Genomic DNA, 25,719 nt, shown 5'->3' with positions numbered 1-25,719 from the left:
ACCCTGGGCGATCCTGCACGCATGATCCTGGCTACCCACCTGGGCAAGCGGTACGGCGCGAAGGTCGCCGTCGACGACCTCTCGTTCGAGGTCCGCCCTGGCATGGTCACCGGCTTTCTCGGCCCCAACGGTGCCGGCAAGTCGACCACCATGCGACTGATGCTCGACCTCGACCGCGGCGCCGGCGAGACCCTCTTCGACGGTCGGCGGTTCGGCACCCTGCGGCACCCGATGCGCGAGATCGGCGCGGTGCTGGAGGCGCGGGCCTTCCACCCGACCCGCACCGCCCGCAACCATCTGCGCATGCTCGCCGCGGGCAGCGGCATCCCGGTCTCCAGGGTCGACGAGGTGCTCGAGTTCGTGGGCATCGCCGATGTCGCGCGTCGCAAGCCCAAGGGCTTCTCGCTCGGCATGGCGCAACGGCTCGGGCTGGCCCAGGCGCTGCTGGGCGACCCGGGCACGCTGATCCTCGACGAGCCGGCCAACGGCCTGGACCCGCACGGCATCCACTGGTTGCGCGACGTGCTGCGGGCGCTGGCGGCCGAAGGCCGCACGGTGTTCGTCTCCAGCCACCTGCTCTCGGAGATGGAGCTGATGGCGGACGAGCTCGTGGTCGTGGGGCGCGGCCGGATGATCTACCAGGGGAAGGTCGACGGGTTCGTGCGCGAGTTCACCCGGTCGACGGTGCTGGTGCGCAGCCCCCAGGCCTCGGCACTGGCCGACGCGCTGCGCCGCCTCGACGGAGTCAGCGTGGAGCCGACGGAGGCCGGCGGGTTGCGGATCGCCGGCGCCGACGCGGTGGCGATCGGCGACGTCGCGTTCGACAACGGTGTCCGGCTGCACGAGCTCACCACGACGACGGCCTCGCTGGAGGCGGCGTTCATGACCGCGACCGGAGACGCCTCGGAGTACGTGGCGGTGGCGCATGGGTGACGCGCTGCGCTTCGAGTGGGTGCGGCTGCGCACGTTGCGGTCGACCTACTGGCTGATCGGCTCGGCCCTGGTCCTCAACGTGGCGATCGCGCTGCTGGTCGCCTCCTTGGCGGCCGACCCGACGGTCGACGTGGTCGCGGCGGCGGTGACCGGCGGCGGTGCGAACGCGCCGGTGCCGATGGCGGTGGTGTTGCTCGCGGTGGTCGGGGTGTTCGCGTCGGGCCACGAGTACCGCTACGGCACGATCCAGCCGACCTTGACCACGGTGCCGCTCCGGGGCTTGCTGTTCGCCGCGAAGGTGCTCGTCGTCGGGCTGACGGCCCTGGTCGTCACGGTGGTGTCCGTGTCGCTCAACGTCGCGGCGACCATGCCGTTCTGGGCGGACACGCCGTCGCTGACCGACGTGACGGTGATCGGCTACGTGCTGCTCGCGGTGCTCTGGGCGGTCGTCGGCGTCGCCCTGGGACAACTGCTGCGCGGTGTGCCGGGCGCCCTCGTGGTTCTCCTGGTGACGCCGATGATCGTCGAGCAGCTCGTCTTCCGGCTGTCGTACGTGCCGGCCCTGGACTGGCTGCACCCGGCGGTGAGGTTCCTGCCCTTCACCGCCGGCCTGCAACTGGTCAGTGCGGCGGGCGAGGCGTCCGGCGGGCTGGCGTCCGAGGTCGGCCTGTTCGGGCGATGGGGTTCGGCGACGGTGTTCGCGGTCTTCGTGGCCGCCGTCCTGGCCGCCGCCGTGACCCTGTTCCGCCGCCGGGACGCCTGAGCGGGTATGGTGGCCCCAGGTCATGAGTGTCAGCGCGTAGCCCCGGCTTGCTGACCGGCAACCCTTCATCGCGATGGGGTGCCCCGGGTGAGGACCTGGCCGACGCCGCCCGGTGTTCGGCAAGCGCGAGCATCGGAAGGCCCTCGTGATCACTCTTGCTGCCCTGCCGCCTTCGGTGGCGCTCCCTGACGGGCGGAAGCTGCCCTTCGCCAACCTCGACTACGCGGCGACCGCGCCCGTGGCCAGCGCCGCGGTCGAGGCGGTGGAGGACCTGTTGCCGTGGTACGGAAGCGTCCACCGGGGCGCCGGTGCCTTGTCGCAGAGGACCTCGCTCGCGTACGAGCGGGCCAGGCAGACGATCGGCGACTTCCTCGGAGCCCGCGCCGGCGACTCGGTGATCTTCACGCGGAACACCACCGACGCGATGAACCTGCTCGCCCACGCCCTGCCGCCGCGCACGCTGACGGTGACGTTCCTGGGCGAGCACCACGCCGGCCTGCTGCCGTGGCCCTCGGTGCACCGGTTGCCGATACCCGATTCGCCGGCGTCAGCGGTGGCGTCCCTGGCGGCGGCGTTGCGGGCCGCCCGGGCGCGCGACGGCGCGGCCCGGCCGGTGCTCGTGGCCGTGACCGCCGCCAGCAACGTGACCGGCGAGCTGTGGCCGATCGCCGAGCTGGTGCGGGAGGCGCACCGGCACGGCGCCCGGCTGGCGGTCGACGCCGCCCAGCTGGCGCCGCACCGGCCCGTCGACCTGGCGTCGTGGGACGCGGACTACGTGGCGGTCTCGGGACACAAGCTCTACGCGCCGTTCGGCTGCGGGGTGCTCGCGGGCCGGGCGGACTGGCTGGACGAGGCACCGCCGTACCTGTCCGGCGGCGGCGCGACCCGCGGGGTGACCGACGACGGGACGACGGTGACGTGGACGGACGGGCCGTCGAGGCACGAGGCGGGCACGCCGAACGTGTTCGGCGCGGTGGCGTTGGGAGCGGTCTGCGCCGCGCTGACGGCGTCGGACCGCTGTGCCTGGCAGGACCACGAGGCCCGGCTGTCAGCACGCCTGGAGCGACGGCTGTCGGGCATCCCGGGCGTGGCGGTGCTGCGATCCTTCCCGGCCGGCTCCGACCGGGTGGGCATCGTGTCGTTCGCGGTCTCGGGCCACGACAGCGGCGACCTGGCCACGTGGCTGAGCGTGGAGCACGGCATCGGCGTACGCGAGGGCCTGTTCTGCGCGCACCCGTTCAGCCGCCACCTGCTGACCCAAGCCGCCCACCGCACGGGTTTGCCGATGCCGGCGACGGCCCTGCGCGCCAGCGTGGGAGCCGGCACCACCCCGGACGACATCGACCGCCTCGTCGCGGCCCTCAGGCAGGCGGTGTCGGCCTGACGGCAGGCCGCCGGCGGGATCTCCTCAGCGGCCGACGCTGGACCGCAGCGCCGTCCGTAGGTTCTCCGCCGCGTCCGCGGGCTGGAGGTGGCCGGCGACGACGTTGCGGACGTCGGTGGCCACCACTCGCGCGACGTAGCCCAGGTGCGTGCGGTAGAGACCGTCCAGTGTGGCCTCGTCGAACGGCTGGTGCGTGCCGAACAGGAAGCAGAACGACTCGCCCGCGTTGTCTCCGGTGTTCAGGGCCGTCGGAACGTCCACCTGGGACAGTCGGATGCCGCCGTGGATCAGGCCCAGGGCGTCGCGGGCCTTCGTGCCGTCCGCGTTGAACTCGATCGGCGGCGCGGTCGGCGGTGGGGTGCCGCGGCGGACCCACCTCTCCAGGTGTGCGTACGCCGCCGCCGTCACGTGCTGCACCGGCACCTGGCTGAACGGTGGCTGCGCACACGCGTAGACCGGCGCCGCGCCGAGGTCGCGTGCCTGGATCGGCGCCCGGTAGACCTGGCCGTGGTAGCCGCTGTGCGCACCCCCGGCCACCTCCCAGCGGCGGAACCGGTCCGTGTCGGCCGGCCGCACCGGTGTGCGCACGTCGGTCTCGGACAGCACCTGGAAGACGGGCTCCGGCCCGACCCGGGTGGGCGCCGAGCCGACGACGAAGGCGTAACCGGCGTACACCGGCCGCACCTGCGGCAGCACCTTGTCGTAGTAGACGGTCATCCGGGACGCCGACTGCGAGGCGCCGATCGCGAGGACCGTGCGGGCCGTCAGCCGGCCGAGCGGGGAGACGCCGCGCGGGTCGGCGATCGCCTTGCCCGCCTGGGCGAAGATGTCGTACGACAGCTCGTCGGTCAGGAACTGCCGACCGCCGGTCACGTCCAGCGTGCCGTAACGGGTGGGGCTCCAGCCGCGAAGCTGGTCCACCCCGACCCGTTGCGCGGAGACGCCGACCCAGGCGTGGCCGGCGCGGGTGGTCGCCTCGGCGTTCCACAGCGCGTCGAGGTCGTAGCCGGCGGTGACGTTCTGCCACTCGACCAGCACGGTGCCGCTGAACGCGAGGACGTTCGCCGGCCGGCGGACCACCAGTCGCGTCCGGTAAGGCACGTCGGTGGCGACCTGGGTGCCAAGGGTGTCCCACCCGTCGGCGACCCCGGAGAGGTAGAACTCCTCCTCCACGTAGCCGTGCCGGGCCAGGTCGAAGGGCGTCGAGAAGAAGGGGTACGTGTCGGCGAGGTCGGTCGACTTCGGGTCGCCCGGCGCGGTGCCGGGCAGCGGCCCGGATACCGTGGCACGGGCGATCGGCGCGGGGCCGGCCGCGTGCGCCGGGGCCGCGGACAGGAGCGAGGCGAGCAGTCCTGCGGCGAGCGCGGCGCGGCTCCAGAGACGGGTCATGTCGGCGAGCTCCTTCACGACGACGGTCCTGCGCCGCACCATAAGTGGTCTTCGATGCGTGCTGCTACCGGTCGCACGGAAGCTGAGACGGCCGTCTCAGCAGGCCTCGAGCACCGCCCGGGCGGCCCGCTCGGTGGTGCCGGGGTCGGCCCGGTGACCGCCGAGCAGCTCGGCGTACAAGGCGGACTCGATGATCCGGACGTAGAGGTAGGCGGCGCCGTCGAGGTCGCCCGGTGACCAGGCGGGGTCGGTCGCCGCGGCGAGGATGCCCCGCTGCGCCGCGACCACCCGGGCGTGCACTCCCCCGGCCGGGGTGAACAACACCCGCGCGGCCGTCGCGGGCTCCGCATGCAGGAAGGCCAGGAAGGGCTCCGCCGCTCTGACCTGGTCGGCGAACCGCCGGGTGGTCTCCAGGACGCCGTCGATGCCGGGGCTCGTGGTCTGCGCGCGGGCGCGGGCCAGCATCCGCTCGGCGAGCCGCCACAGCACCTCGCCGAGGATCGCGTCGCGGCCGTGCACCACGCGGTAGAGCGTGGCGCGGCTGACCGACAGGCTGCCGGCCAGGCCGTCCATGTCCAATGTGCCGTGCCGCAGGAAGAACGCGCAGCCGCCCCGCACGACCCGTTCCTGGCTGACCACCCGCATGCCGGTGACGATAGCGCGGAACAGTCAGACGTCGATATCCGTCGGCGCACCGATCGGGAGCCACCGCACGCTGCCACGGACGGCCTCCGGCGCGGCGCCGAAGGCCCGCTCGATCGCGGGCCGCGGCTCCTGGAAGTGGCTCCAGCCCTCGTAGTGCACCGGGATCGCGGTGTGCGGGCGGACGAGCTCGCACAGCCGCACGGCCCGTCGCGCGGTCAACGAGTAGCGCAACGGGCCGGTGATCGGGAACCGCACGCCGCCGAGGTGGAGCACGGCGGTGCCGACCTGCACGCGGTCGGCGACGCCGCGCACGCCGCCGTAGAGCACGGTGTCGCCGGTGAACCAGAGCGCGCCGTGCCGCTGTCCCTCCCACCGCAGGGCGAAGCCGATCACGTCGCCGACCAGCGGGCCGCTCAGCGGCGGGCCGTGCCGGCAGGGCGTCGCGGTGACCTCGATGCTGGGCCGTCCGGGCCGGGACAGCGTGAGGGTCTGCCAGGGACGCAACCCCTGTGCCCGCCCGCCGAGCCGGCGCGCCCCGGACGCCGTCGTGACGATGTCGTCCGCGACGGACAGCAGCGCGCGCCCGGCGTCGTCGAGGTTGTCGGCATGGTGGTCGTGGGTGAGCAGCACCGCGTCGATCGGGCCGAGGCCGTCGACCGCGACGGCCGGGCCGGTCAGCTTGCGCGACGAGGTGCCCAGGCCGAACCCGTACCGCCGGCCCGGTGGGTCGAAGGTCGGGTCGGTGAGCAGCCGCCAGCCGGCGACCTCGACCAGGGTGGTCGGGCCGCCGACGTGCGTCAGCCGAGCCTGGGTCACTTGGCGTGCTCGAGTGCCCAGTCCAGGGCGTAGTCGGCGATGTCCTGCCAGCCGTCCTGGGAGGGCAGCAGGTGCGCGTACCCCTCGTACAGCTTCACCTCGGTGATCGTGTCGCCCTTGTAGTGCGCGGCGTTCGACTTCTGCACGCTCGGCGGCATGATGTGGTCCTCGGAGCCCGAGATGAACAGCAGCGGCGCGCGGTCCGCGTTGCGGTAGTCGACCGCGATGTCCTGCGGACCGGGCATCAGGTTGGCCAGCACGCTGTTCCAGAGGATGCCGCCCGAGGCCGGGATCGCGTAGCGCTCGTAGAGCGCCCGTGCCCTGTCCTCGGGGAAGGTGTTGGTGAACGCGTAGTTCCACTGGTCGAAGTCGAAGCCGACCGCGCGGTGCCGGTTGGCCGGGTTCTTCAGCACCGGGAACGTCGACTTGAGCTGCGAGAGCGGGGTGACCTTGACCCCCTCGGTCGGCGCCGAGTTGAGCACTACGGCCGACGCGCCGTAGCCCCGGTCGAGCAGCACCTGGGTGAACGCGCCGCCGGCCGAGTGGCCCATCAGGATCGGCGGCTTCGGCAGCGCTCCGACCACCGCGGACAGGTGCTCGATGACCTGCGGCGCGGTCAGGGAGGCGATCGGCGACGGGTCGGCGTTGAGCGCCTCGACCTCGACCTCGAAGCCGGGGTAGGCCGGCGTGACGACGGTGAAGCCCTTCGCCTCGTAATGCGCCTTCCAGTCTTCCCAGCTGCGGGGTGTCACCCAGAATCCGTGGATCAGAACGATGGTGTCCGGCTTTTCGCTCATGCTCAGGCTCCGTGTGGTCGAAGTCGGGCGAGAAAGTCAGCAAACCGCAACATCATCGCACCCCGACACCGGCGGTGGCCTCAGCCGAACGCATTGCAAACTTCCTGCACGTGCCAAAGCATTGACGAGCATGGTTATAAAAGCCTACCTTTCCCCGAGGAAAGCGCTTACCTAAGCCAGCTCGGCCCTATGGCCAATTCAGCATGCCGGCGACCAGCCCCGCCGGCTGAACGGCAATGGAGGTCTTGTCCCCATGCGACATTCCGCTCCCGCGCACCGCGTACGCGCGCTGCTCGCAGGCGCCCTGGGCCTGCTCGCGGCCGTCGCGGTCACGCAGGTGGTGGCCGCACCCGCGCAAGCGGCCACCATCGACACCGGTGCCTACTACGTGATCGTCTCCCGGCACAGCGGCAAGGCCATCGATCTCTACAACTTCAACACTGCCGACGGCGCACCGATCGTGCAGTGGACCCGCAACAACAACAACGCGCAGCAATGGCAGTTCGTCGACGCCGGCAGCGGCTACTACAAGCTGCGCTCGCGGCACAGTGGCAAGTTCCTGGAGCTGCCGAACGCGAACGACGGCACGCAGCTCGTCGCGAACTCCGACAACGGCACGACCCGGCAGCACTTCGCCGTCCGGGACACCGACAGCGGCTTCGTGAAGCTGCTCAACCGGCACAGCGGCAAGGCGCTCGACATCTGGGAGTGGTCGACGGCCGACGGCGGCGTCATCTCGCAGTACGCGGACCTCGGCGGCTGGAACCAGCAGTGGCAGCTCGCCGCGGTCGGCAGCGGCGGAGGCGGCGGCGGTGGCGGCACTCCGCAGACCGGCCCGGTCGGTTGGGCCACGCAGGGCGGCGGCACCACCGGCGGCGGCAGCGCGTCCGCGACCACGGTGACGAGCTCGTCGGCGCTGTCCAGCGCGGTCTCCGGGTCGACGGCTCGGGTCGTCCGGATCTCCGGCACGATCTCGTGCTCCGGGATGATCTCGGTCGGGTCGAACAAGACGATCCTCGGCAACTCCGGCGCGACGATCGCCGGTTGCGGGCTCAACGTCTCCAACGCCAGCAACGTGATCATCCGCAACATCTCGTTCCGCGACTGGGACGACGACGCGATCAACGTCCAGTACTCCACGCGGGTCTGGGTCGACCACAACAGCTTCACCAACGGGTACGACGGCGCGGTCGACGTGAAGCGGGCGTCGGACTACGTGACCGTCTCCTGGAACCGGGTGTACGGCCACGACAAGTCCATGCTCCTCGGCCACAGCGACGACAACGCCGGCGAGGACCGGGGCCACCTGCGGGTGACGTACCACCACAACTGGTTCGACGGCTCCGGCACCCGCCACCCGCGGGTCCGGTTCGGCAACCCGGTGCACGTCTACAACAACTACTACCGCGGCAACGAGTACGGCGTCGCGTCCACGATGGGCGCCGGCGTGCTGGTCGAGGGCAACTACTTCGAGAGCGTCGACGAGCCCACGCTGGTCGGTTACGCGGACTCGGACGACGGCGCGATCGTCCAGCGCAACAACTACTTCACCGGCTCCGGCACCCCGGAGAGCGGTGGAGGGAGCGTCTCCGGCATTCCCTACTCGTACCAGCTCGACAGCGCCAGCGGCGTCAAGGCGAGCGTCTCGGCAGGGGCCGGCGCCGGCCGGATCTCGGTCTGACGAACACCACCGGCGCGGCGGCCGACTCGCCGCCGCGCCGGCGTGCGCCCTAGCTCTTGGCGGCCTCCGCCGAATGCCAGAGGACGGCCCGGTTGATCCGGTCGGGGTGGCGCTCGATCATCGTGTCGTAGAGCGCCTGCGCGTCGGAGGTGCGGCGCACCGCCTCGACCCAGTCGCGCAGGTAGTCGCGGGTCGCGTCGACGTCGGTCGGGCGGTCGTCGGCGTCGGCGCGCTTGTGGCCGGCCACCACCGCCCGCGGTCGCAGCCCGGCCACGGTGTCCAACGCGTCGAACCAGCCGTCGAGCCCGTCCCGGCCGGCCTCGGCCAGATAGAGGTGCACGCCGTTGTAGACGCTGTCGCCGGCCACGACCAGCCCGATCGACGGTGCGTGCAGCGCGGTGGTGTGGTCGGTGTCGCTGTGCCCGAGCGCGACGGCGTGCAGCTCCTGTCCCTCGAGCTCGATGGTGTCGCCGTCGAGCGGCTCGGCCACCACGGGGTCGCCGATCTGGTCGGGGAACCTGGCGCGCCAGAACCCGTCGAGCAGGTCCGGCTCGACCTGCTCGGCCATCACGTCGACCACCTCGGAGGTGGCCACCAGCCGGGCGTCCGGGAACCGCTCCAGCACCGCGGCGGCGCCGAAGAAGTGGTCGCCGTGCCCGTGCGTGACGTAGATCGTGGTCAGGTCCCTGCCCGACTCCTCGATCCAGTCGGCCAGGTCGTAGCCCTCGCGGTCGGTCAGCAGCGCGTCGACGAGCACCGCGTCGCGCTCGCCGTGGATCAGGGTCGCGCTGGTCGGAGACCACATCTCCGTCGTCTCGCCGGCGGGCAGGTCATCGGACACCACCGGCTTCGCGGGCGCCACGTACGTCTCGTAGGCAAGTGTTGTCATGACGACTCCCCCATCGTCGAGACACCTCTTGAACCCTACCCGCGCAGGACGACGTCGGAGGCGTGGAACGGGACGTAGTGGTCGAAGAACAGGCTGGTCAGCAGCTCCGCCCGGCTGTCGGCGCGGAAGGCCGCCAGCAGCGCCGTCAGGCCGTCCTCGACCGCGTAGACCGACAGGCTCAGCTCGCGGGCGATCTGCCGGGTGTTGCGGCCCCGGGCGACCGCGCCGAGGATCGTGCCGTGCCAGGGCCGCAGGCCCCGGGCCCGCACGACGAAGGCGCTGATCTCGTGCGGGCGGATGCGGCCCACGCTCACCGCGATCGCGCTCTCCAGGTCGACGGCGTGGAACGCCAACCAGCGGCCGTCGTACCGCAGGGCGCCGGACGTGTCGACCAGGCCGGTGCGGCGGCCTTTGGCGACGGCGGTGCCGACCCGGTCGAGCTCCACCGCGTCGAGGACGCCGCGGGCCGAGGCCGTCACGTCGAGCAGGCGGCCGTCGGGTGACAGGACGAGGCGGCCCGAGTCGGAGTCCGGCTCGGCCGTGGCGGGTGCCGGCGGAGCGGCCGAGGTCAGGTCGGCGCGGCCGCGTGCCCGCCGCTGCCGGGGCAGGCGGAACCGCGAGGCGCGTGGGGCCGGCTCGCCCGGGACCGGCGAGGGCTCGGGAGGCGGCGGGGCCTCGTGCCCGCGCGCCAACGCGTTGTGCAGGGCCGCCCCGAGCAACCGGCCCGCGGGCGCCACCTGGGCCACGTCCGCGCTGGTGAAGACGCCGCCGGCCCGGTAAGCGAACAGTGCCCCCCAGGTGCCGTCGGCGTCGTGGAAGGAGGCCCGGAGCTCGTCGGTGAAGCCGCGTGGCCGCAGGACGCCCCGGAACCTCGGGCTCAGCGCCGGGTCGCCGTGCGTGGCGGCGTCCAGCGTGCCGATGCGCTGGTCGCCGGCCAGGTCGACCAGCCGCAGCACGTCGTCCTGGCCGTACTCGTTGGCGAACAGCTCGCGTTCGAGGGACGCGTCGTGCGGGCCGCCGTCGACCACGCAGGCCGCCCACATCAGCGTCACCGGGTCGAGCACCGCCCAGATCGCCAGGTCGAACCCGACCGTCTCACGCAACAGCCCGCTCGCCTGGCGGCGCAGGTCGACGTGGTCCAGCGCGACGTCGAGCTCAGCACCGAGGCGGGACGCGAACGGCCCGGCGCGGGGCAGCCCGCCGGTGGCGGCGCGCAGGGGCCGCCGGTCGGCCGTGGTCCCCGCGCCCGGCCCGGGCTCGAGCGGCGCCGCCTCTTCGACCTCGTCCGGCTCGTCGTCGTCGACTCCGTCCAGCGGGACCCGGATCCCGGCCGCGCGGGCCAGCGTCACGGTCACCTCGCTGCTGGCGGGGCGGGCGTCCGGCTCCTTGTCCAGACAGCGGTGCAGCAGGTCGCGGACGACCGGCGGCACGCCGGGCAGCTTCGGCAACGGCTCCGGCTCCAGGTAGATGTGCGCCTCGAGCATCTGCGTGCTCGTCTCGGCGGTCCACGGCAGCCGGCCGGCGAGCAGGCGGTAGAGCAGGAGGGCCAGCGCGTACACGTCGGTGGCGGCCACCACCGGCCGCCCGTCGAGCCGTTCCGGCGCGAGGTAGGCCGGCGTGCCGAGGACGAGCTCGCCCTCGACCGCGTCGCGTGCCCCGGCCACGGCGGCGAGTCCGAAGTCGACCACCTTGGCGCCGCCCGCCGGCAGCATCACGTTGCCGGGCTTGACGTCACGGTGGACCACGCCGCGGGCGTGTGCGGCGGCGAGCGCGGAGGCGACCTCGGCGCAGATCCGCAGAGCCGGTTCGACCCCGATCGGGCCGCGCTTGAGCCGCTGCTCGAGCGAGCGGCCCTGCAGGAGCTCCATCACGACGAACGGGAGCGGATCGCCGGGACCGGTCGTCTCGCCGTAGTCGTAGACGCTCGCGATGTGCGGGTGGCTGAGCCGGCCGGCCGCGCGGGCCTCGGCCAGGATCCGGCGACGGAACTCGGCATCCCGGGCGAACTGGGGCGCCAGCAGCTTGACGGCCACCTCACGATCGAGGACCTGGTCGTACGCCTGCCAGACGACGCCCATGCCGCCCGCGCCGAGCCGGCGCGTGAGCCGGTAGCGGGAACTGAGCGTCTCGTCCTGCACTATGTCGAATCCTCCCTCCGATTTAAGCAAGACCTAATCGACAGCTAAGTCGGTCCTAGGTGGATCCATAGGCGTGTCAAGTACCGTCGGCAGGACTTCACACGGGGCCAAGGAAGGAACCGAGCGGATCGGAGTGGTGCAGTGGCGACGACCGTCTTCGCCATCCACGCCAACGCGGCGACACACCTGATGATCAGCCGCGCGGTGACCTCGGTCGCCAACACCGAGCTGACCGGCCGCACGGCCTCGGCGGTCGAGGCGCAACGGGTGGTCGAGTCCCTCGCACCGGACCTCGTCACCGTTGATCTTCGTCTGCCGGACGGCGACGGGATCGCCCTGGCCGAGCGCCTGCGCAGGACCCGGCCACACCTGCCGGTGCTGGTCGTCGGCACGCCGACGCACCGGTTGCTCGAACGCGCCCTCACCGCGGGCGTGGCCGCCTACGTGTCGCGGGAGGCCGGCGCGGTCGAGGTCGCGGCGGCCATCCGCGCCTGCCTGTCGGGCGGGGGCAGCTACTCGGCCCACTCTCTGAACGCCGCGCTCCGCCAGCACCGGGCTCCCGGGCTGAGCCGCCGGGAGCGGGAGGTCTACGACCTGCTCCGCAACGGCCTGACCCCGGCGGCGGTGGCCGACGCACTGGGGCTGGGCGAGTCGACCGTGCGCACCTACGTCGCCCGCGTGCGCGCGAAGACGGCCGGCGGCGGCGACCTGCCCCAGGCCGGCTGAGCCGACCACACAGGCCGAGCCGACCACACAGGCCGAGCCGCCCGCGCAGGCCGAGCCGCCCGGACCGGCGACTCCGGCCGCGCCCGCTGAGCCGGTCGCGGCCTCAGCCACCGAAGGCTCGCAGGATCTTGATCGCGGCCGGACCGATCACGACCACGAACAGGGCCGGGAAGATGCAGAAGACCATCGGGAACAGGATCTTCACCGGGACCTTCTGGGCCGCTTCCTCCGCCCGTTGCCGGCGGCGCAGGCGCATCTCGGCCGACTGCTGGCGCAGCACCTGGCCCATCGGGATGCCGAGCGTCGTCGCCTGCACCACCGCCGACGCGAATGCCCGTAGCTCGGTCACCGTGGTGCGGGCCGCCATCTCGCGCAGCGCGTCGACCCGCGGCCGGCCGATCTGCATCTCGTGCAGGACCCGGGCGAACTCGCCGACCATCGGCCCGCGTCCGTTGCGCACCACCTGGGCCAGCGCGGCCTCGAAGCCGAGCCCGGCCTCCACGGTCACGACGAGGGTGTCCAGGACGTCGGGCAGCGTACGCCGGACCGACTCCTGCCGTTCCTGGGCGAGATGCAGCACGAGCAGGGCCGGCGCCGCATAGCCGGCCGCGGCACCCAGCACCGTCCACACCGGCCAACCCAGCGGCGGCGCCGCGAGCACGGCGAGCGCGAGCCCGGCCGTGGCGCCCACCACCACGAGCAGTCCCTGGTAGGCGATCACCTTGGGCACGTTGAGCCAGCCGGGGTTGCCGGCCTGGTCGAGCCGCCGGGTCAGCCAGGCCGACACACCGCCACGGCCCAGTGCGTGACCGAGGGCGTACGCCGCGGGCGGCAACGCCCCGGCGCCGCGGGCGGGACGGGCGACCCGGACCCCGGGCACCCGGTAGCCCCGGTCGGCCGTCTCGACGGTGCGGGTGACGGCCTCCTGCGGGCGGCCACCGGCCAGCGCGACGGCGGCGCCGGCCAACCCCACGGTGACCGCGACCAACCCGATGACCAGCAGCATCCTCAGACCTCGACCTTCAGCCAGCGGGACATCCAGAACGCGCCGAGCGCCATCAGCAGACCCGCCGTGACGAGCATGACCAGGCCCGCCGTCGTGGTCCAGAGCACGCTCAGGTAGTCGCGGCTGACAAGGAACATCCAGGCGCCGATCGCGACGGGCAGACCCAGCAGGAGGTACGCGGACAGCCGCCCCTCGGCCGACAACGCCCGCACGTGCCGGCGCAGCCGCGCCCGCTCCCGGATCGTGTCCACCGTGGTCTCCAGCGTCTCGGCGAGGTTGCCGCCGGTCTCGTGCTGGATCCGGATGGCGATCACCGCCCAGGCCAGGTCCTGGTTGCCGACCCGCTCGGCCGCCCGGTCCAGTGCGTCCGCCAGGTCGGCGCCCAACCGCACCTCGGCCATCGCGCGGCCGAGCTCGACGGCCAGCGGACCGGGCGGGGCGTCCCGCACGACCGCGTCCAGCGACTGGGTCAGCGAGAAGCCCGAGCGCAGCGAGCTCACGATCAGCGCGAGCGCGTCGGGAAGCTGGTCGGCGAACGACTGCCGGCGGCGGCGCTCGCGGACCCGGGGAAAGAGCGCCGAGAGCAGCGCGCCGAGCAGGGCGCCGAGCACGATGCCCAACAGGCCGACCAGCGGCCCGAGCACGGCGACGCCGACGGCCATGGCGGCCAGCCGGACCTTCCAGCCCTGGCCCGTCGCCGGGCCGGCATCGTCGGTTCGCGGTGCCTGGCGGGTCGCTCGGGCCACCCCGCCCGAGACGGTGCCCGCGAACCCGGCGCCGGACATGACCGGGACGCCGCCACCCTGGCCGGCCAGGCGGAATCGCTGGACCTGGTCGAGCCGGCGCTGCCGGCGGGTGCCGCCCGCGCCGAAGACCACCAGCAGCAGCGCCACCAGCAGCACCGCGAAGACCAGGATGCCGAGCACGCCGGAGCCGAGCCGGGGCACCAGCAAGCGTGGACCGCTCCCCGATTCAGCCGGGGCGGGCGCGGGCGCGAACCGCACCTTGACCTCGCCGGTGCGCCGGGCCGCACCGGTGCCGGCGCTGACCCGCAACGAGGTCGAGGAGCCGGCGAGCTCGGCGGGCACCGACACGGTGATGGTGACCAGCGCCGGCAGCGTGGCGGCCGACCGGAGCGAGGCGGCCAGGGTGTCGTCCGTCGCCGACCGGGAACCACCACCGGTCGCGGAGGCGAGCTCGCGCAGGCCCGCACCCGTCGCACCGAGCGAGACCACGTCGAGGCGTTGACCGGCCCGGGCCAGGGCGTCCGCGATGTCGGCACCGGACCCACGGGTCGCCCCCTCGGCGTCGACCAGCAGCAGCCGTCGTTCGCCCGACCTCGGTGCCAGGGCCGCCGCCGTGCGCAGCGCGGTCGGTGGACCCGGGCCGGCCTCGGCCCGCAGGCGGTCGAGGCCGGCCCGGAAGGCGGCGCGGTCCCGGGTCGGCGACACGGTCACCACCGGCGGGTCCGTCGCCGCGACCAGCCCGAGCGAGACGTCGCCCGGCACGCCGGCGGCCAGCGCGGCCACCGCGGTCCGGGCCGTGCCCAGGCTCTGCGGACCGGCGTCGACCACGACGGTCAGGGTCCGGGCCGGCGCCGCTCCGGCCGCGACGCCGGCCCGGACGGTCGCGGGCAGCGCGTAGCCGTCGCGGGAGACGGTGACGCGCCCGCCCGGCAGCGCCGCCACGAGCCGCACCTGGCCCGGGCTCACGTCCGCGACCGAGACCGGCAGGTCGCTGTCCGCGTGTGCCGCCGGACCGGTCAGCAGGCCGACCGCGAGCCCTGCGGCGGCGGCGCCGAGCAGCCGCCGGGTCACCACGGCGGGCTCTCGAAGAGCCCGGCGGGCAGCGGGATCCCGCTGTCCGCGAGCGTGTCCAGGAACCGGGGCCGCAGGCCGGTCCAGCGCAGCGTCCCGCGGTGCCGGCCGTGCTCGTCGAGGCCGGCCCGATGGTCGAAGACGAACAGGTCCTGGAGGGTCACGACCTCGCCCTCCATGCCGATCACCTCGGAGACGTGGGTGATCCGGCGCGAGCCGTCGCGCAGGCGGTCCTGGTGCAGGATCACGTCGACGGCGGAGGCCAGCTGCTCGCGGATGGCGCGCACCGGCAGGTCCAGGCCCGCCATCATGGCCATCGTCTCGAGCCGGGCGATCGAGTCCCGCGGCGCGTTGGCGTGCACCGTGGTCAACGAGCCGTTGTGGCCGGTGTTCATCGCCTGGAGCAGGTCCAGCGCGGCGCCGTCGCGGACCTCGCCGATGACGATCCGGTCGGGCCGCATCCGCAGCGAGTTGCGGACCAGGTCGCGGATGGTGATCTCGCCCCGGCCCTCGATGTTGGGCGGGCGCGCCTCCAACCGCAGCACGTGGTCCTGGCGGAGCTGGAGCTCGGCGGCGTCCTCGATGGTGACGATCCGCTCGTCGGGCGGGATGAAGCCGGACAGGACGTTGAGGGTCGTCGTCTTGCCGGACCCCGTGCCACCGCTGATCACGACGTCGAGGCGGCCGCGCACGCACGCGTACAACAGCTGGGCCACCTCCTGGGTGACCGTGCCGAAGCCGATCAGGTCGTCGACCGTGAACGCCTCGCGGGCGAACTTGCGGATCGTCAGCATCGAGCCGTCCAGCGCGATCGGCGGCAGCACGACGTTGACCCGGCTGCCGTCGGGCAGGCGGGCGTCCACCATCGGGCTCGCCTCGTCGACCCGCCGGCCCACCCGCCAGACGATCCGGTCGATCACCCGCCGCAGGTGGTCCTCGTCGACGAAGGTCGCGTCGACCTGGTGGATCTGCCCGAACCGCTCGACGAAGATCCGGTTCGGGCCGTTGACCATGATCTCGGTGATGTCCGGGTCGCGCAGCAGCGGCTCGACGGGGCCGTGACCGAGGATCTCGTCGATCAGCTCGGCGGCGACGCGGGCCGGGTCGGCGACCGCCAGGGGCGAGTCGTCGCGGGCCAGCACGTCGTTGATGGTCTCCCGGACCTTCTGCTCCAGCGCCTGGTCGCCGGTGCGCTGGTCGTAGAGCTGTGGCCCGAGGATGGCGAGCAGCTCACGGTGCACCCGCACGCGCAGGGCGGCCGCCGAGCCCACGTGCGCGCGGGTCGGCCAGGCGCCGCTGTCGCCGCCGGCGGAGTGCCGCTGCGAGAGCCGGTCGGTCAGGCTCATCGGCCGGCCCGCTGCCACCGGCGGCCACGGGCGGCGCCCGCCCGCTGCGCGATCGGGCCGGCGGCCAGGTCGCGGATCGCCTTGCTGACCGGGTGGCCGGGCTTCTCGACCACGATCGGCGTGCCGCGGTTGATCGAGATCGGCACGTCGCGGCTGGACGGGATGTGTGCGGTGGTGCGGGCCTGGAGCACGCGCTCGATGTCGGCACCGGAGAGGCCGACCTTGGCGTCGCTGCGGTTGAGCACCACCAGCCGGTTGTCCTTGCCCAGCCCGAGCAGGTCGAGCATGTCCATCGCGATCCGCAGGTTCTTGAGCGCCGGCACGTCGGGCGTCGCGACGAGCACGTGGACGTCGGTGACGTCGAGCGCCGCCAGCACGCCCTCGGTGAAGTGCGCGGGGGTGTCGATGACCACGTAGTCGGCCATCGTGCGGACCGCGGCCAGCACCGCGACCACGAGGTCCCGGTCGACGCGCTCCGCCTCGGTCGGCCCGACCGGCGCGAGCAGCACGTCCACCCCCGGGGCGTACGACGTCAGCAACGCCCGGATCAGCCCGGCGTCGATCCGCTCCCGCGAGGCGACGGCGTCGGCGATGCCCCGGTCCGGCGAGAGCTGGAGCATGATCCCGACGTCGCCGAACGCGAGGTCGAGGTCGACGAGGCAGACCCGCCGTCTCCCGCCCTCCGCCAGACAGACGGCGAGATTGGTGGCCATCGTGGACTTGCCGCAGCCACCCTTGGCCGAGAAGACCGTGACGATCTTCGCCTCCCCCTGCGGTGCCGCCGCCGGCGCGCCGGTCAGCTGGCGGGACACCTCGAGCGACCGGCTGCAGGCCGTCCGCACGGCGGTCCGGTCGTGCGCGTCGACGGCCTCCCGCACGCCCGCCCGCAGCGCCTGCGACATGGTCTCCACGTCCAGGCGTTCGCGGAGCAGCACCACTCCGAGCGCCGGCCGCACCAGTCGCTGCTGAGCCGCGACCTCCAACGCCACCGAGGCGGGCGCTCCCGGGCCGACGACCACCAGCGGCTCGGTGCCGGCGTCAACGAGCAGGCGCTGGAGGTCGGTGACCTGGCCGACGGCGTGCACGCCCGCGCCGAGCAACGCCGCGAGGTGCGCCGCCCACTGCCGGTTCGGTTCGAAGAGGATGGTCATCTCATCCCGCCTTCCCGAAGAGGGTCCCGTTGTCGACCCCGCGGTCGGGGCTGACGTCGGACGAGTCGCCGAGCAGGCCGACGTTGAGCAGGCCGCCCAGGGCGGTGGCGTGCGCCAGGATCTCCGCCTGCCGCTGGTCGAGGGCGAAGGTCATGGCGACGTCGCCGGTGCTGGCGGTGGCCGGCAGCGGCGCGTCCCCGACCGCGTCGTCCGCGGCGACGCCGACCGAGATCACCTCGATGTCGGTCATCAGCACCCGGGTGACGCTCCTGGTGTCGCGGCCGCGCTCGAGCCCGCTGCCGGACACGTCGTCGATCTTGCCTTCCGACAGCGGCGTGTACGTGTAGAAGATCGCGACCCGGGTGCCGGCCCGCACGGAACCGGGGCCGAACACGGCCGACTTGACCTTGGCGGAGATCGCGAGCTTGCCGTCGGGGATGGCCATCCCCGAGCTGTCGACCGCCGTGCCGAACATGGTCCGCAGCACCAACTGTCCACGCTGGACGGTCGCAGTGGTGACCAGCGCGTCCAGGTCCGGCTCGACCGCCGCCAGGGTGTCGTCCGGCACCGTCTCGGTCGGCATCCGGGTCTGCCGCAGGTAGCCACCGGCCCGCAGCGCACGGCCGTCGGTGCCGGCCGGAATCTGCTTCTCGGCGATCAGCACGGTGCGCGCCTGCTTGCCGGCGACGGCGCGGGAGTCGGCCGACCTGACGTACAGCAGGACGGCGCCGGCCCCGGCCGCGGCCACGACGACGGCGGCGAGCACCGCGATGATGCGTCGGTTCATCAGTGGTCTGTCCCCTCGGTCAACCGATGAGTGCGGTGATCTGTGCGCCGAGGTCCGGCCCGCCGACCGTTCCTCCGCCGGGCACCGGTGCCCGCGTGAAGTACCCGGACACGCAGTCGCCCCCGCCGCAGCCGGCCGGCGTCCGCGGCGAGCGCGAGCCGGGCAGCCGCCAGCCGGTGACGACGAAGGCCCCGACACCCAGCACGGTGTACGCGAACCCGCCGTCGCCGGCGTCGGTGACGGCGCTGAAGATCGGCACGGCCACCGCCTGCCCGGGCGTCAACGTCTCCAGGACGTCCCGGCAGCCGGCGGGCCGCTGCGTACGCGCGGTCACCCGGAACGTCGTGGTGGTCGACACCGGAGTGCGGCAGGACGCGTCCGCGCCGGCCACCCAGCGGAAGCCGCCCGCACCCCGGCTGCCGACGCCGCCCCGGCCGCACGCCGCCGGGTCCGTGTCGTCGTAGCCGCGGACGGTCCGCTCGGCGGACGGGAAGGTCCGCCCGCGGCGGGTCAGGTCGGCCCAGTCGCAGGCGGAGACCGTCAGCCCGAGGGTCCGCGCGGCCCGGGGTGGACCCCAGGTGACGCGGGCGCAGGCGGTGACGGCCGCTCCGTCGTAGTCGTCGACCACCGCCTGCGCGAACACCGGCGGCAGCAGCGTCGAGCCGTCCGCCCGCAGGATGCTGGTGCGCACCTCGGCGTAGACGCCGGTCTCGGGCGCGGGGCGGGCGCAGGCGCTGACGCCGGCGCACGCGGCCAGTCCCCCGCCCCGGCCGCAGACCGCTGCCATCGCCTCGCCGTCTACGACGTTCTCCCGGGCGTACGCGGCCGCGGTGGCGTTGGTGCCCGGTGCGCCGCAGGCGACGGCGCTGGCGGCGCAGACGCGGGCGACCTCGACGGCGGCCGCGTCGGCGCCGGTCTGGAGCTGTTTGCGCTCGACGTAGATCAGTCCGATGTCGACGACCAGCGCGGCCATGCCCAACGCGACCCCGGTGCCGAAGAGCACGGCGACGATCGCGCCGACGGCACCCCGGTCGCGTGGCCGTCTCACGAGCACGGCATGACCCCTCGGCCGGTCAGCTCCACCGTGCCGTCCGGCCCGTCGGCGCCCAGCACGCCGGCGATCGCGCCCATCGGCGTGACGAACCTGAAGGGGTACGTGACGGTGACCTCCGCCGTCCTTGCGGCGCCGCCGGAGAGCGGGCAGACGACGGCGTCGACGCGGGCATCGGCGCCGGCGAGCTCGCGAATTCGGGTCAGGGGCGGGTCGCCGAAGGACGCGATCCGTGCGCCCTGTTGGGCGGCTTCCGTGGCATTCATCTGGGCGTTGAGCATCCGTCCGAAGTCGACGATTCCGAATATCAGCAACAGCAGAATCGGAAAGACGAGGGCCGCCTCGACGGCCGCCGCGCCGCGGTCGAGGCGACGGCGGCCGGTCGAGGCCTGACCCAGGCGAACCGCTACGGGACGCGGCACGTGTCGGTGGGTGCGACGCCCTTGCACGCCTTGTCGAACGTCCGCGCGATGGAGGGGCCGAAAACGGCGAGCACCACGATCAGCGCCGTGACGATAAACCCCAGGATCAACGCGTACTCGGTCGCGCTCGCGCCACGATCGCGATTACGGCGCTCGGCGAACCGCTTGATCTTCTCGATCATGAGACAGGACTCCAAGAAAGGTCGGGACACGGGTGGGGAACGCACATGAGTCTCATTCGGGAAGAGATCACTGTCATTCAGTCACCGGTCGATATCGGGACTGGATGATCGCTGTGCGCGGCTACACGACCACCACACGATTGACCGAGGGCAACTATGGCCGGTCGGCTACCGCAGCGCGACCAACGTGACTGCCAGCAGCGCCGCCGCCAGCATCGCCGGGCCGAACGGCGCGGCCGATCGACGATCGGTCCGGCCGCTGAGCAGCAGGCCGATCACCAGCGGCAGGTTGACCACGGGTGCCAGCACGACCCCGCCGACCACCGCCGGCCAGCCGAACCACCCCAGGTAGAGGCCGAGTGCGGCGCCCAGCTTCACGTCTCCGAAGCCGATCTGCCCGCGCAGCGCCACGGCGAGCAGGCCGTAGGCGGCACCGCAGGCCGCGGCGGCGACCACCGCCCGCAGCAGCGCCCGGCCGTCACCCGCGAGCGCGAGCAGGGCCACTCCGCCGCCGGCCAGCACGCCGACCAGCGGGTCGGGCAGCCGCAGCACCAGCAGGTCGACCGTGGCCAGCGGCACCGCCAGGGCCGCGAGCAGCAGGACGGCCGGCAGTACCGCCGTCGGCCCGACGGCCGCGGCCGGGACCGCGCAGACCAGGGCGGTCACCGGCACGAGCAGTCGGCGGCCGGGCACCGGCGCGCGGCCGCAGGACGGGCACCGCCCCGACGCCAGCCACCAGCCCGGCCGGTCGGCGCCGCAGTGTGGACAGCCGCGCCGCCAGGCGGGCGCCCGCTCCTCGTCCTCCGGCCAGACCACCGCGAACCGGGCGACCAGTCCCGGCAACACCGCGCCCCAGCACGCGCCGAGCGACGCGGCGACGACCAGCAACGGCAGCGACACGGGCGCATCGTAGTCATCGACGACCGCGAGCCCCAGAGCCACCAGGCCGGGTCGACCGATAGGCCGCCGCGCCGGCGGCGGTAGATTGCGCTCTCGTGAGCACGGAGGCTGATCTTGATTGGGCCGAGCAGCGCCGGCGGGCGCTCGATGCCCACGCCCGCGCGCAGGCGGACCGGCAGGAGCGCGAGGGCCGGCGGGCGGCCGAGCTGATCGCGGAGTTCGTCCGCGACGCGGCCGAGCGCGGGATCGCCCCCGTGGCGCTGACCGCGGCCGCCCATCGCGGCGGCGCCCGCTACCGCACCGGCCTGCACGGTTGGTACCTCGACCGCCACCGCAGTCTCGGTGTCGACACCGAGGGCCGGTTCTACCTGCTCAACGTGCCCAGGTCGACCCGGGCGCGGCTGACCGGCGTGCACCTCGATCCCCGGCCGGCGCCGCTGGTCGTCGGGCGCGGCGGCCGCGACGGCGAGTCGATCCCGCTCGACGTCCTGCTCCGCCGCCGGCTCGCGGAGCCCGTCGCCTAGCTCGCGGCGTACGCGTGGTCCAGCGCCGGGTCGGCGGTCAGGATCGCGTGCTGGAGGCGCTGGACGCGCTGTGACGGCTCGAGGCCCAGGTCGTCCTGGAGCGTCCCGCGCAGGCGGTGGAAGGCCTCCAGCGCGTCGGTGCGCCGGCCCGCCCGGTAGAGCGCGACCATGTACTGCGCCTGGAGGTCCTCGTTGAGCGGGTGCCGGGCGGCCAGCCAGCCCAGGTCGCCGAGCACCGCCTGGTGCCGGCCCGCCCGCAGGTCCGCCTCGATGCGCTGCCGCCAGAGGCTCAGCCGGCCCTCCTCCAGGCGCTGCACCTCCGCCTGGAGCACCGGGCCGAGCCGCACGTCGACGAGCGCGCTTCCCTTCCAGAGGTCGAGCGCCTCGCCGAGCAGCCGCGCTCCCTCGACGTCGTCGCCCTGGTCGAGCGCGGCGCGGCCGGCGGCGGCCAACCGCTCGTACTCGTGCAGGTCGAGCTCGCCGGGACCCACGTTGAGCCGGTAGCCCCCGGACGCGGTCACCAGGATCTCGCTGGCCAGGTGGTTCGGGCAGACGGCCAGCGCCGTCACCAGCATCCGGCGGATCTTCAGGATGTAGGTCTGGAGCGTGGTCTGCGCGCTCGCCGGCGGGTCGTCGCCCCACAGCTCGGCGATCAGGGTCTCGACCGGCACGACCAGGTTCGCGTGGAGCAGGAGCAGGGCCAGCACCTTGCGCGGTTTGGGCGCGGTGAGCTGGTCCGGCGGACCGGCAGGTGTGGCCCTCACCAGCAGCGGACCAAGAACGTGGTAGTTCATCGCGCCCCCGAATGACCGTCGCTGTGAAGAACCTTAAAGCCCTTAAAGGACATGAGTCTCCCTTTCGGTCTGATCGTACGATTGCGACAGAGGGTTTTTCGCCTCCAGCGACATTCCAGGCGGGCTCAAGTGGACAACTGCGACCGTCGGAGGGCCGTAAGACAGCCGGCCCGAAGGAGCCCTCCGTGTCCGAAACTGAGCCTTCTCAGTCGCTGGATGGGCTGCTGCGACGGGCAGCGACGATCGCTCCCGACCAGGCCGCCATCCGGTACGGCTCCCGGGCGCTGACCTACCGCGAGCTCGACGCCGCCGTCGACGGCTTCGCCTCGGCCCTGCGCCACCTGCGGCCCACCGCGGTCGTGGGCGTCACCGCCGCCCTGCATCCCGCGTTCCCGATCGCCTACTTCGGGGCTGTGCGCGCCGGCCGCGTGTGCGCGGTCCTGGAGCCCGCCCTGACCGAGGACGCCCTCGACGACCTCGTCGGGCGGGCCGGCATCGAGCTTCTGATGGCCACCGCCGGCATGGCCGACCTGCTGCGCCGGATCCGGGTGGAGCGCGAGGACCTGGACGTGGCCTATCTGGACCAGCCGGGCCACCACCGGGCCCAGACCGTGGCCGCCCTGGTGCGCAAGCACGCGGGCCGCCGGCGCCCCAGGCCGTCCCTCGACGCCGACGCGGTAGCGTGCCTGCGGGTCGCGGGCGACGGCGCGATCGTCCCGCTGACCCACCGCAACCTCACCGTCGGTGCCGCGCAGGCGGCCCAGGCCTACGGATTCGGCCCGGGCTCGACGGTGGTCAACCAGCTTCCGACGTACGAGCAGGTGTACCTGAACGCGGCGGTCCACGCGGCCGCGACCCAGGTGCTCTGCGCGGACCCGGACCCGGCCGGTGGCGTCACGCTGGCCGCGCGCGAGGCCGCCACCCACTACTGCGGCCTGCCGGCACCGCTGGCCCGGCTGGCCGCCGACCCCCGGTCGACGCACCCGCGGACGCCGACCGTGCGGGCCGTGCTGTCGAGCGGTGCCACACTCGCCCCGTCCGCCGCCAGCCGGCTCGCTCTGCGCGTCGGCGCGCCGCTGGTGCAGTGGTACGGCCCCGCCGGCGGACCGCTGACCCACTGCGACCGGCTGGACCGTCAGACGGCCGGTTCGGTGGGCCACCCGGTGACCGGCACCGACTGCCTGGTCCTGGACCTCGACGGGCGACGACCCGCGCCGCCGGGCAAGCCGGGGCTCGTGCGGGTCCGCGGGCCGCAGGTGGCCACCGCGATCGCCGACGCGGACGGCTGGCTGCACACCGGCGACGTCGGCTATCTCGACGACGAGGGCACCCTGTTCCTCGTCGACACGGGGGTGACGGGATGAGCACCCGACCGGACTGGGCCCTGTGCCGGCACTGCCGGGCCGTCGTCTACGCCAAGCGGCTGGCCCGCAACCACGGCGTCTGCCCCCAGTGCGGCGGCTGCTTCCCGCTGACCGCACAGGAATGGCTCGACCTGCTGGCCGACCGGGACTCGCTGCGCCCGCTGGACTGCGAGATCGCGTCCGCGGACCCGTTGGGCTTCACCGACGGCGTGCCCTACGCCGACCGCCTGGCGCAGGCCCGCTCGGCGACCGGCATGCCCGAGGCGGTGCTCTGCGCCCGACTGTCCATCGGGGACACACCGGCGATCGTCGCCGCGATGGACTTCCGGTTCATGGGCGGCAGCCTCAGTGGCGCCGTCGGCGAGCTGATCACGCGGGCCGCCGAGAGCGCGCTCGCCGAGCGCCTGCCGCTGATCACCGTGACCGCCTCCGGCGGCGTGCGGATGCAGGAGGGCGTGGTCGGCCTGATGCAGATGGCCAAGACCGCGCAGGCCATGCAGCAGCTCGACGAGGCCGGCCTGATCACCGTCTGCGTCATCACCGACCCGACCTACGGCGGCGTGGCGGCGTCCTACGCGATGCTCGGCGACATCGTCATCGCGGAGCCGGGCGCGCGGTTCGGCTTCGCCGGCCCCCGGGTGATCGCGCAGACCATCAAACAGGAGCTGCCACCGGGCTTCCAGACGGCCGAGTTCCTGCTGGATCGGGGCTTCGTCGACCTGGTGTCGCCGCGGTCGGCGCTGCGCGAGCGGCTGGGCCGGATCCTGTCGGTCGGCGGCCGCCGGGACACCGCCGCCAACGTCTGCCCGGTCGAGCAGGTGGTGATCCGGGATCCCGACCAGGTGACCGAGCAGGACGCCTGGGACGCGGTGCGCAAGGCCCGGCACATCGGCCGACCGACCACATCGGACTACTTCCGGATGATCCTCGACGACTTCGAGGAGCTGCACGGCGACCGGGTCGGCGGCGACTGCCCCGCGATCGTCGGCGGGGTGGGCCGGATCGGCCGCGACTGCGTGGTCGTGATCGGCCACGAGAAGGGCCACACGCCGGCCGACCTGGCCGCGCACAACTTCGGGATGCCCAACCCGGCCGGCTACCGCAAGGCGGCCCGGCTGATGCGGCTGGCCGCCAAGTGGGGTCTGCCGGTGGTGACGCTCGTCGACACGCCCGGCGCGTACCCGGGCGTGGACGCCGAGCTGCAGGGGCAGGCCACCGTGATCGCGGAGACGTTGCGCCTCATGGGCGCCCTGCCGGTCCCGCTGGTCACGGTGGTCACCGGAGAGGGCTGCAGCGGCGGTGCGCTCGCCATCGCGGTCGCCGACCGGGTCATGATCATGGAGAACGCGATCTACACGGTGATCAGCCCGGAGGGTTGCGCGGCCATCCTCTGGAAGGACTCCTCGGCCGCGCCCACCGCCGCCCGGGCGCTGCGCGTCGACGCCCGCTCCCTGCTCTCCCTCGGCATCGTCGACGGCGTGGTGCCTGAGCCCGAGGGCGGCGCCCAGTCCGACCCGACCGCCGCCGCGGCGCTCGTCCGGGCCGCGATCCGGGCCGAGCTCGACGACCTCGCCTCTCGCGACCCCGCGCGGCTCGTCGCCGAGCGGCGCGCCCGGTTCCGCCGGTTCGGCGCCGGCCCGGGCCACGCCCCTGACAGCGCCGTGGCGCTCTCGCACCCTGGAGGATCCCAGTGACGTCCTTGATCGAACCAGCGCCGACGGACAGCCCGGCCCCGCTCGCGGAGGCCCTGGACGAGGTCCGGCGCAGCGCGCAGTCGCTCCTTGCCGACCTGGGCCACCGACCCCGCGCCCTGCGGATCCGGGCCGGCGACGTGGTCGTCGAGATGGAGTGGACCGCACAGGAGGCGGCGGCCGGACCCGCCGCCCCCGCACCCGCCGCCACCGCGGCCCCGCAGGAAGCCGCACCGGCGCCCGCCGCCGACGAGCCGGCCCTGCCCCCCGGCGTCGGCGTGTGCGCGCCGATCGTCGGCACCTTCTACCGGGCGCCCGAGCCCGGTGCCACGCCCTTCGTGGCCGAAGGTGACCAGGTCCGCCGGGGCCAGCAGGTCGGCATCGTCGAGGCGATGAAGCTGATGATCCCCGTCGAGGCCGACGCCGACGGGCGGGTCGTGGCGCTGCACGTCGCCGACGGCGCGGCGGTCGAGTTCGGCGAACGGATCCTGACCATCGACCCCCAGGGCGCATAGGAGGTCGT

The 25,719-nt window shown here is 73.7% G+C and carries 25 protein-coding genes and 1 riboswitch; of the genes, 9 read left to right on the top strand and 16 right to left on the bottom strand.

Features of this window, described 5'->3' with window-relative positions:
• Positions 1-21 precede the first annotated feature (21 nt).
• From AB0J88_RS23065 to AB0J88_RS23055, 3 genes are all read left to right on the top strand, one after another.
• Positions 22-933 (top strand): ATP-binding cassette domain-containing protein, encoded by a 912-nt coding sequence (locus AB0J88_RS23065; RefSeq protein WP_364359196.1) that lies wholly within the window; start codon positions 22-24, stop codon positions 931-933.
• The gene (locus tag AB0J88_RS23060) at positions 926-1,696 is read left to right on the top strand and encodes a hypothetical protein (RefSeq protein WP_364359199.1); all 771 of its coding nucleotides are present in this window, start codon (positions 926-928) and stop codon (positions 1,694-1,696) included. Before AB0J88_RS23065 ends, AB0J88_RS23060 begins: the two co-directional genes overlap by 8 nt.
• 18 nt (positions 1,697-1,714) lie before the next feature.
• A riboswitch (SAM riboswitch) is annotated at positions 1,715-1,828 on the top strand.
• 31 nt (positions 1,829-1,859) lie between these two features.
• A complete protein-coding gene (locus AB0J88_RS23055) occupies positions 1,860-3,080 on the top strand; it encodes an aminotransferase class V-fold PLP-dependent enzyme (RefSeq protein ID WP_364359367.1) in 1,221 nt (406 codons plus the stop codon).
• Between the two features lie 24 nt (positions 3,081-3,104).
• Here the strand turns inward: AB0J88_RS23055 and AB0J88_RS23050 are convergent, their stop codons facing one another.
• The 4 genes from AB0J88_RS23050 to AB0J88_RS23035 form a co-directional block, all read right to left on the bottom strand.
• Positions 3,105-4,469: an alpha/beta hydrolase domain-containing protein gene (locus tag AB0J88_RS23050; protein WP_364359202.1), complete on the bottom strand. Its 1,365-nt coding sequence runs from the start codon at positions 4,467-4,469 to the stop codon at positions 3,105-3,107.
• A 96-nt stretch (positions 4,470-4,565) separates the two neighbouring features.
• Positions 4,566-5,114: a QsdR family transcriptional regulator gene (locus AB0J88_RS23045; protein ID WP_364359205.1), complete on the bottom strand. Its 549-nt coding sequence runs from the start codon at positions 5,112-5,114 to the stop codon at positions 4,566-4,568.
• A gap of 24 nt (positions 5,115-5,138) precedes the next feature.
• On the bottom strand, positions 5,139-5,930 hold the full coding sequence (locus AB0J88_RS23040; protein ID WP_364359208.1) for an MBL fold metallo-hydrolase: 792 nt from the start codon (positions 5,928-5,930) through the stop codon (positions 5,139-5,141).
• Positions 5,927-6,727: an alpha/beta hydrolase gene (locus AB0J88_RS23035; protein ID WP_364359211.1), complete on the bottom strand. Its 801-nt coding sequence runs from the start codon at positions 6,725-6,727 to the stop codon at positions 5,927-5,929. The genes AB0J88_RS23040 and AB0J88_RS23035 overlap by 4 nt, the downstream gene beginning before the upstream one ends.
• A gap of 253 nt (positions 6,728-6,980) precedes the next feature.
• Here AB0J88_RS23035 and AB0J88_RS23030 point away from each other — a divergent pair, with 253 nt between their 5' ends.
• Positions 6,981-8,408 carry an RICIN domain-containing protein gene (locus tag AB0J88_RS23030; RefSeq protein ID WP_364359214.1) on the top strand — a complete coding sequence of 476 codons (1,428 nt, stop codon included), beginning with the start codon at positions 6,981-6,983 and terminating at the stop codon, positions 8,406-8,408.
• Between the two features lie 49 nt (positions 8,409-8,457).
• Here AB0J88_RS23030 and AB0J88_RS23025 read toward each other — a convergent pair whose 3' ends face one another.
• Both AB0J88_RS23025 and AB0J88_RS23020 read right to left on the bottom strand, forming a co-directional pair.
• Entirely contained in the window at positions 8,458-9,297 is an 840-nt protein-coding gene (locus AB0J88_RS23025) for an MBL fold metallo-hydrolase (RefSeq protein ID WP_364359217.1), read from the bottom strand.
• A 35-nt stretch (positions 9,298-9,332) separates the two neighbouring features.
• Positions 9,333-11,435, bottom strand: a complete 2,103-nt coding sequence (locus AB0J88_RS23020) for a serine/threonine-protein kinase (protein WP_364359220.1) — start codon at positions 11,433-11,435, stop codon at positions 9,333-9,335.
• Positions 11,436-11,576: 141 nt separating this feature from the next.
• Here AB0J88_RS23020 and AB0J88_RS23015 point away from each other — a divergent pair, with 141 nt between their 5' ends.
• The gene (locus tag AB0J88_RS23015; RefSeq protein WP_364359223.1) at positions 11,577-12,161 is read left to right on the top strand and encodes a response regulator transcription factor; all 585 of its coding nucleotides are present in this window, start codon (positions 11,577-11,579) and stop codon (positions 12,159-12,161) included.
• A 103-nt stretch (positions 12,162-12,264) separates the two neighbouring features.
• Here the strand turns inward: AB0J88_RS23015 and AB0J88_RS23010 are convergent, their stop codons facing one another.
• The 9 genes from AB0J88_RS23010 to AB0J88_RS22970 all read right to left on the bottom strand — a co-directional run bounded on the left by AB0J88_RS23010 (position 12,265) and on the right by AB0J88_RS22970 (position 20,823).
• On the bottom strand, positions 12,265-13,167 hold the full coding sequence (locus tag AB0J88_RS23010; RefSeq protein ID WP_364359226.1) for a type II secretion system F family protein: 903 nt from the start codon (positions 13,165-13,167) through the stop codon (positions 12,265-12,267).
• Between the two features lie 2 nt (positions 13,168-13,169).
• Positions 13,170-14,987 carry a type II secretion system F family protein gene (locus AB0J88_RS23005; RefSeq protein WP_364359229.1) on the bottom strand — a complete coding sequence of 606 codons (1,818 nt, stop codon included), beginning with the start codon at positions 14,985-14,987 and terminating at the stop codon, positions 13,170-13,172.
• Positions 14,981-16,330 (bottom strand): CpaF family protein, encoded by a 1,350-nt coding sequence (locus AB0J88_RS23000; RefSeq protein WP_364359232.1) that lies wholly within the window; start codon positions 16,328-16,330, stop codon positions 14,981-14,983. Before AB0J88_RS23000 ends, AB0J88_RS23005 begins: the two co-directional genes overlap by 7 nt.
• Complete coding sequence (locus AB0J88_RS22995; RefSeq protein ID WP_364359235.1) at positions 16,327-17,481, bottom strand: P-loop NTPase; 1,155 nt, start codon at positions 17,479-17,481, stop codon at positions 16,327-16,329. The genes AB0J88_RS23000 and AB0J88_RS22995 overlap by 4 nt, the downstream gene beginning before the upstream one ends.
• A 1-nt stretch (position 17,482) precedes the next feature.
• Positions 17,483-18,268: an RcpC/CpaB family pilus assembly protein gene (locus AB0J88_RS22990; RefSeq protein WP_364359237.1), complete on the bottom strand. Its 786-nt coding sequence runs from the start codon at positions 18,266-18,268 to the stop codon at positions 17,483-17,485.
• A 19-nt stretch (positions 18,269-18,287) separates the two neighbouring features.
• Complete coding sequence (locus AB0J88_RS22985) at positions 18,288-19,316, bottom strand: Tad domain-containing protein (RefSeq protein ID WP_364359240.1); 1,029 nt, start codon at positions 19,314-19,316, stop codon at positions 18,288-18,290.
• Entirely contained in the window at positions 19,313-19,741 is a 429-nt protein-coding gene (locus AB0J88_RS22980) for a TadE family protein (RefSeq protein ID WP_364359243.1), read from the bottom strand. The genes AB0J88_RS22985 and AB0J88_RS22980 overlap by 4 nt, the downstream gene beginning before the upstream one ends.
• Positions 19,726-19,923, bottom strand: coding sequence for a hypothetical protein (locus AB0J88_RS22975; protein WP_364359246.1), 198 nt, complete (start codon positions 19,921-19,923; stop codon positions 19,726-19,728). Before AB0J88_RS22975 ends, AB0J88_RS22980 begins: the two co-directional genes overlap by 16 nt.
• Before the next feature lie 168 nt (positions 19,924-20,091).
• Complete coding sequence (locus AB0J88_RS22970) at positions 20,092-20,823, bottom strand: A24 family peptidase (RefSeq protein ID WP_364359249.1); 732 nt, start codon at positions 20,821-20,823, stop codon at positions 20,092-20,094.
• A 95-nt stretch (positions 20,824-20,918) separates the two neighbouring features.
• Here AB0J88_RS22970 and AB0J88_RS22965 point away from each other — a divergent pair, with 95 nt between their 5' ends.
• Complete coding sequence (locus AB0J88_RS22965) at positions 20,919-21,347, top strand: hypothetical protein (protein WP_364359252.1); 429 nt, start codon at positions 20,919-20,921, stop codon at positions 21,345-21,347.
• Here the strand turns inward: AB0J88_RS22965 and AB0J88_RS22960 are convergent.
• Positions 21,344-22,111 carry an AfsR/SARP family transcriptional regulator gene (locus AB0J88_RS22960; RefSeq protein WP_364359255.1) on the bottom strand — a complete coding sequence of 256 codons (768 nt, stop codon included), beginning with the start codon at positions 22,109-22,111 and terminating at the stop codon, positions 21,344-21,346. The two genes, AB0J88_RS22965 and AB0J88_RS22960, sit on opposite strands and share 4 nt — an antisense overlap.
• Positions 22,112-22,326: 215 nt before the next feature.
• Here AB0J88_RS22960 and AB0J88_RS22955 point away from each other — a divergent pair, with 215 nt between their 5' ends.
• From AB0J88_RS22955 to AB0J88_RS22945, 3 genes are read left to right on the top strand one after another with little or no spacing between them, the layout of a single operon-like run.
• Complete coding sequence (locus AB0J88_RS22955; protein WP_364359258.1) at positions 22,327-23,505, top strand: AMP-binding protein; 1,179 nt, start codon at positions 22,327-22,329, stop codon at positions 23,503-23,505.
• Positions 23,502-25,199 (top strand): acetyl-CoA carboxylase carboxyltransferase subunit alpha/beta, encoded by a 1,698-nt coding sequence (locus tag AB0J88_RS22950; RefSeq protein ID WP_364359260.1) that lies wholly within the window; start codon positions 23,502-23,504, stop codon positions 25,197-25,199. The genes AB0J88_RS22955 and AB0J88_RS22950 overlap by 4 nt, the downstream gene beginning before the upstream one ends.
• Positions 25,196-25,711 (top strand): acetyl-CoA carboxylase biotin carboxyl carrier protein subunit, encoded by a 516-nt coding sequence (locus tag AB0J88_RS22945; RefSeq protein ID WP_364359263.1) that lies wholly within the window; start codon positions 25,196-25,198, stop codon positions 25,709-25,711. Before AB0J88_RS22950 ends, AB0J88_RS22945 begins: the two co-directional genes overlap by 4 nt.
• The last annotated feature ends 8 nt before the right edge of the window (positions 25,712-25,719 follow it).

Source organism: Asanoa sp. NPDC049475 (assembly GCF_040676915.1).
In the GTDB taxonomy this organism is placed as follows: domain Bacteria; phylum Actinomycetota; class Actinomycetes; order Mycobacteriales; family Micromonosporaceae; genus Asanoa.
The sequence above is the reverse complement of the archived record's forward strand: the minus strand, read 5'-3'. Positions and strand labels throughout refer to the sequence as shown.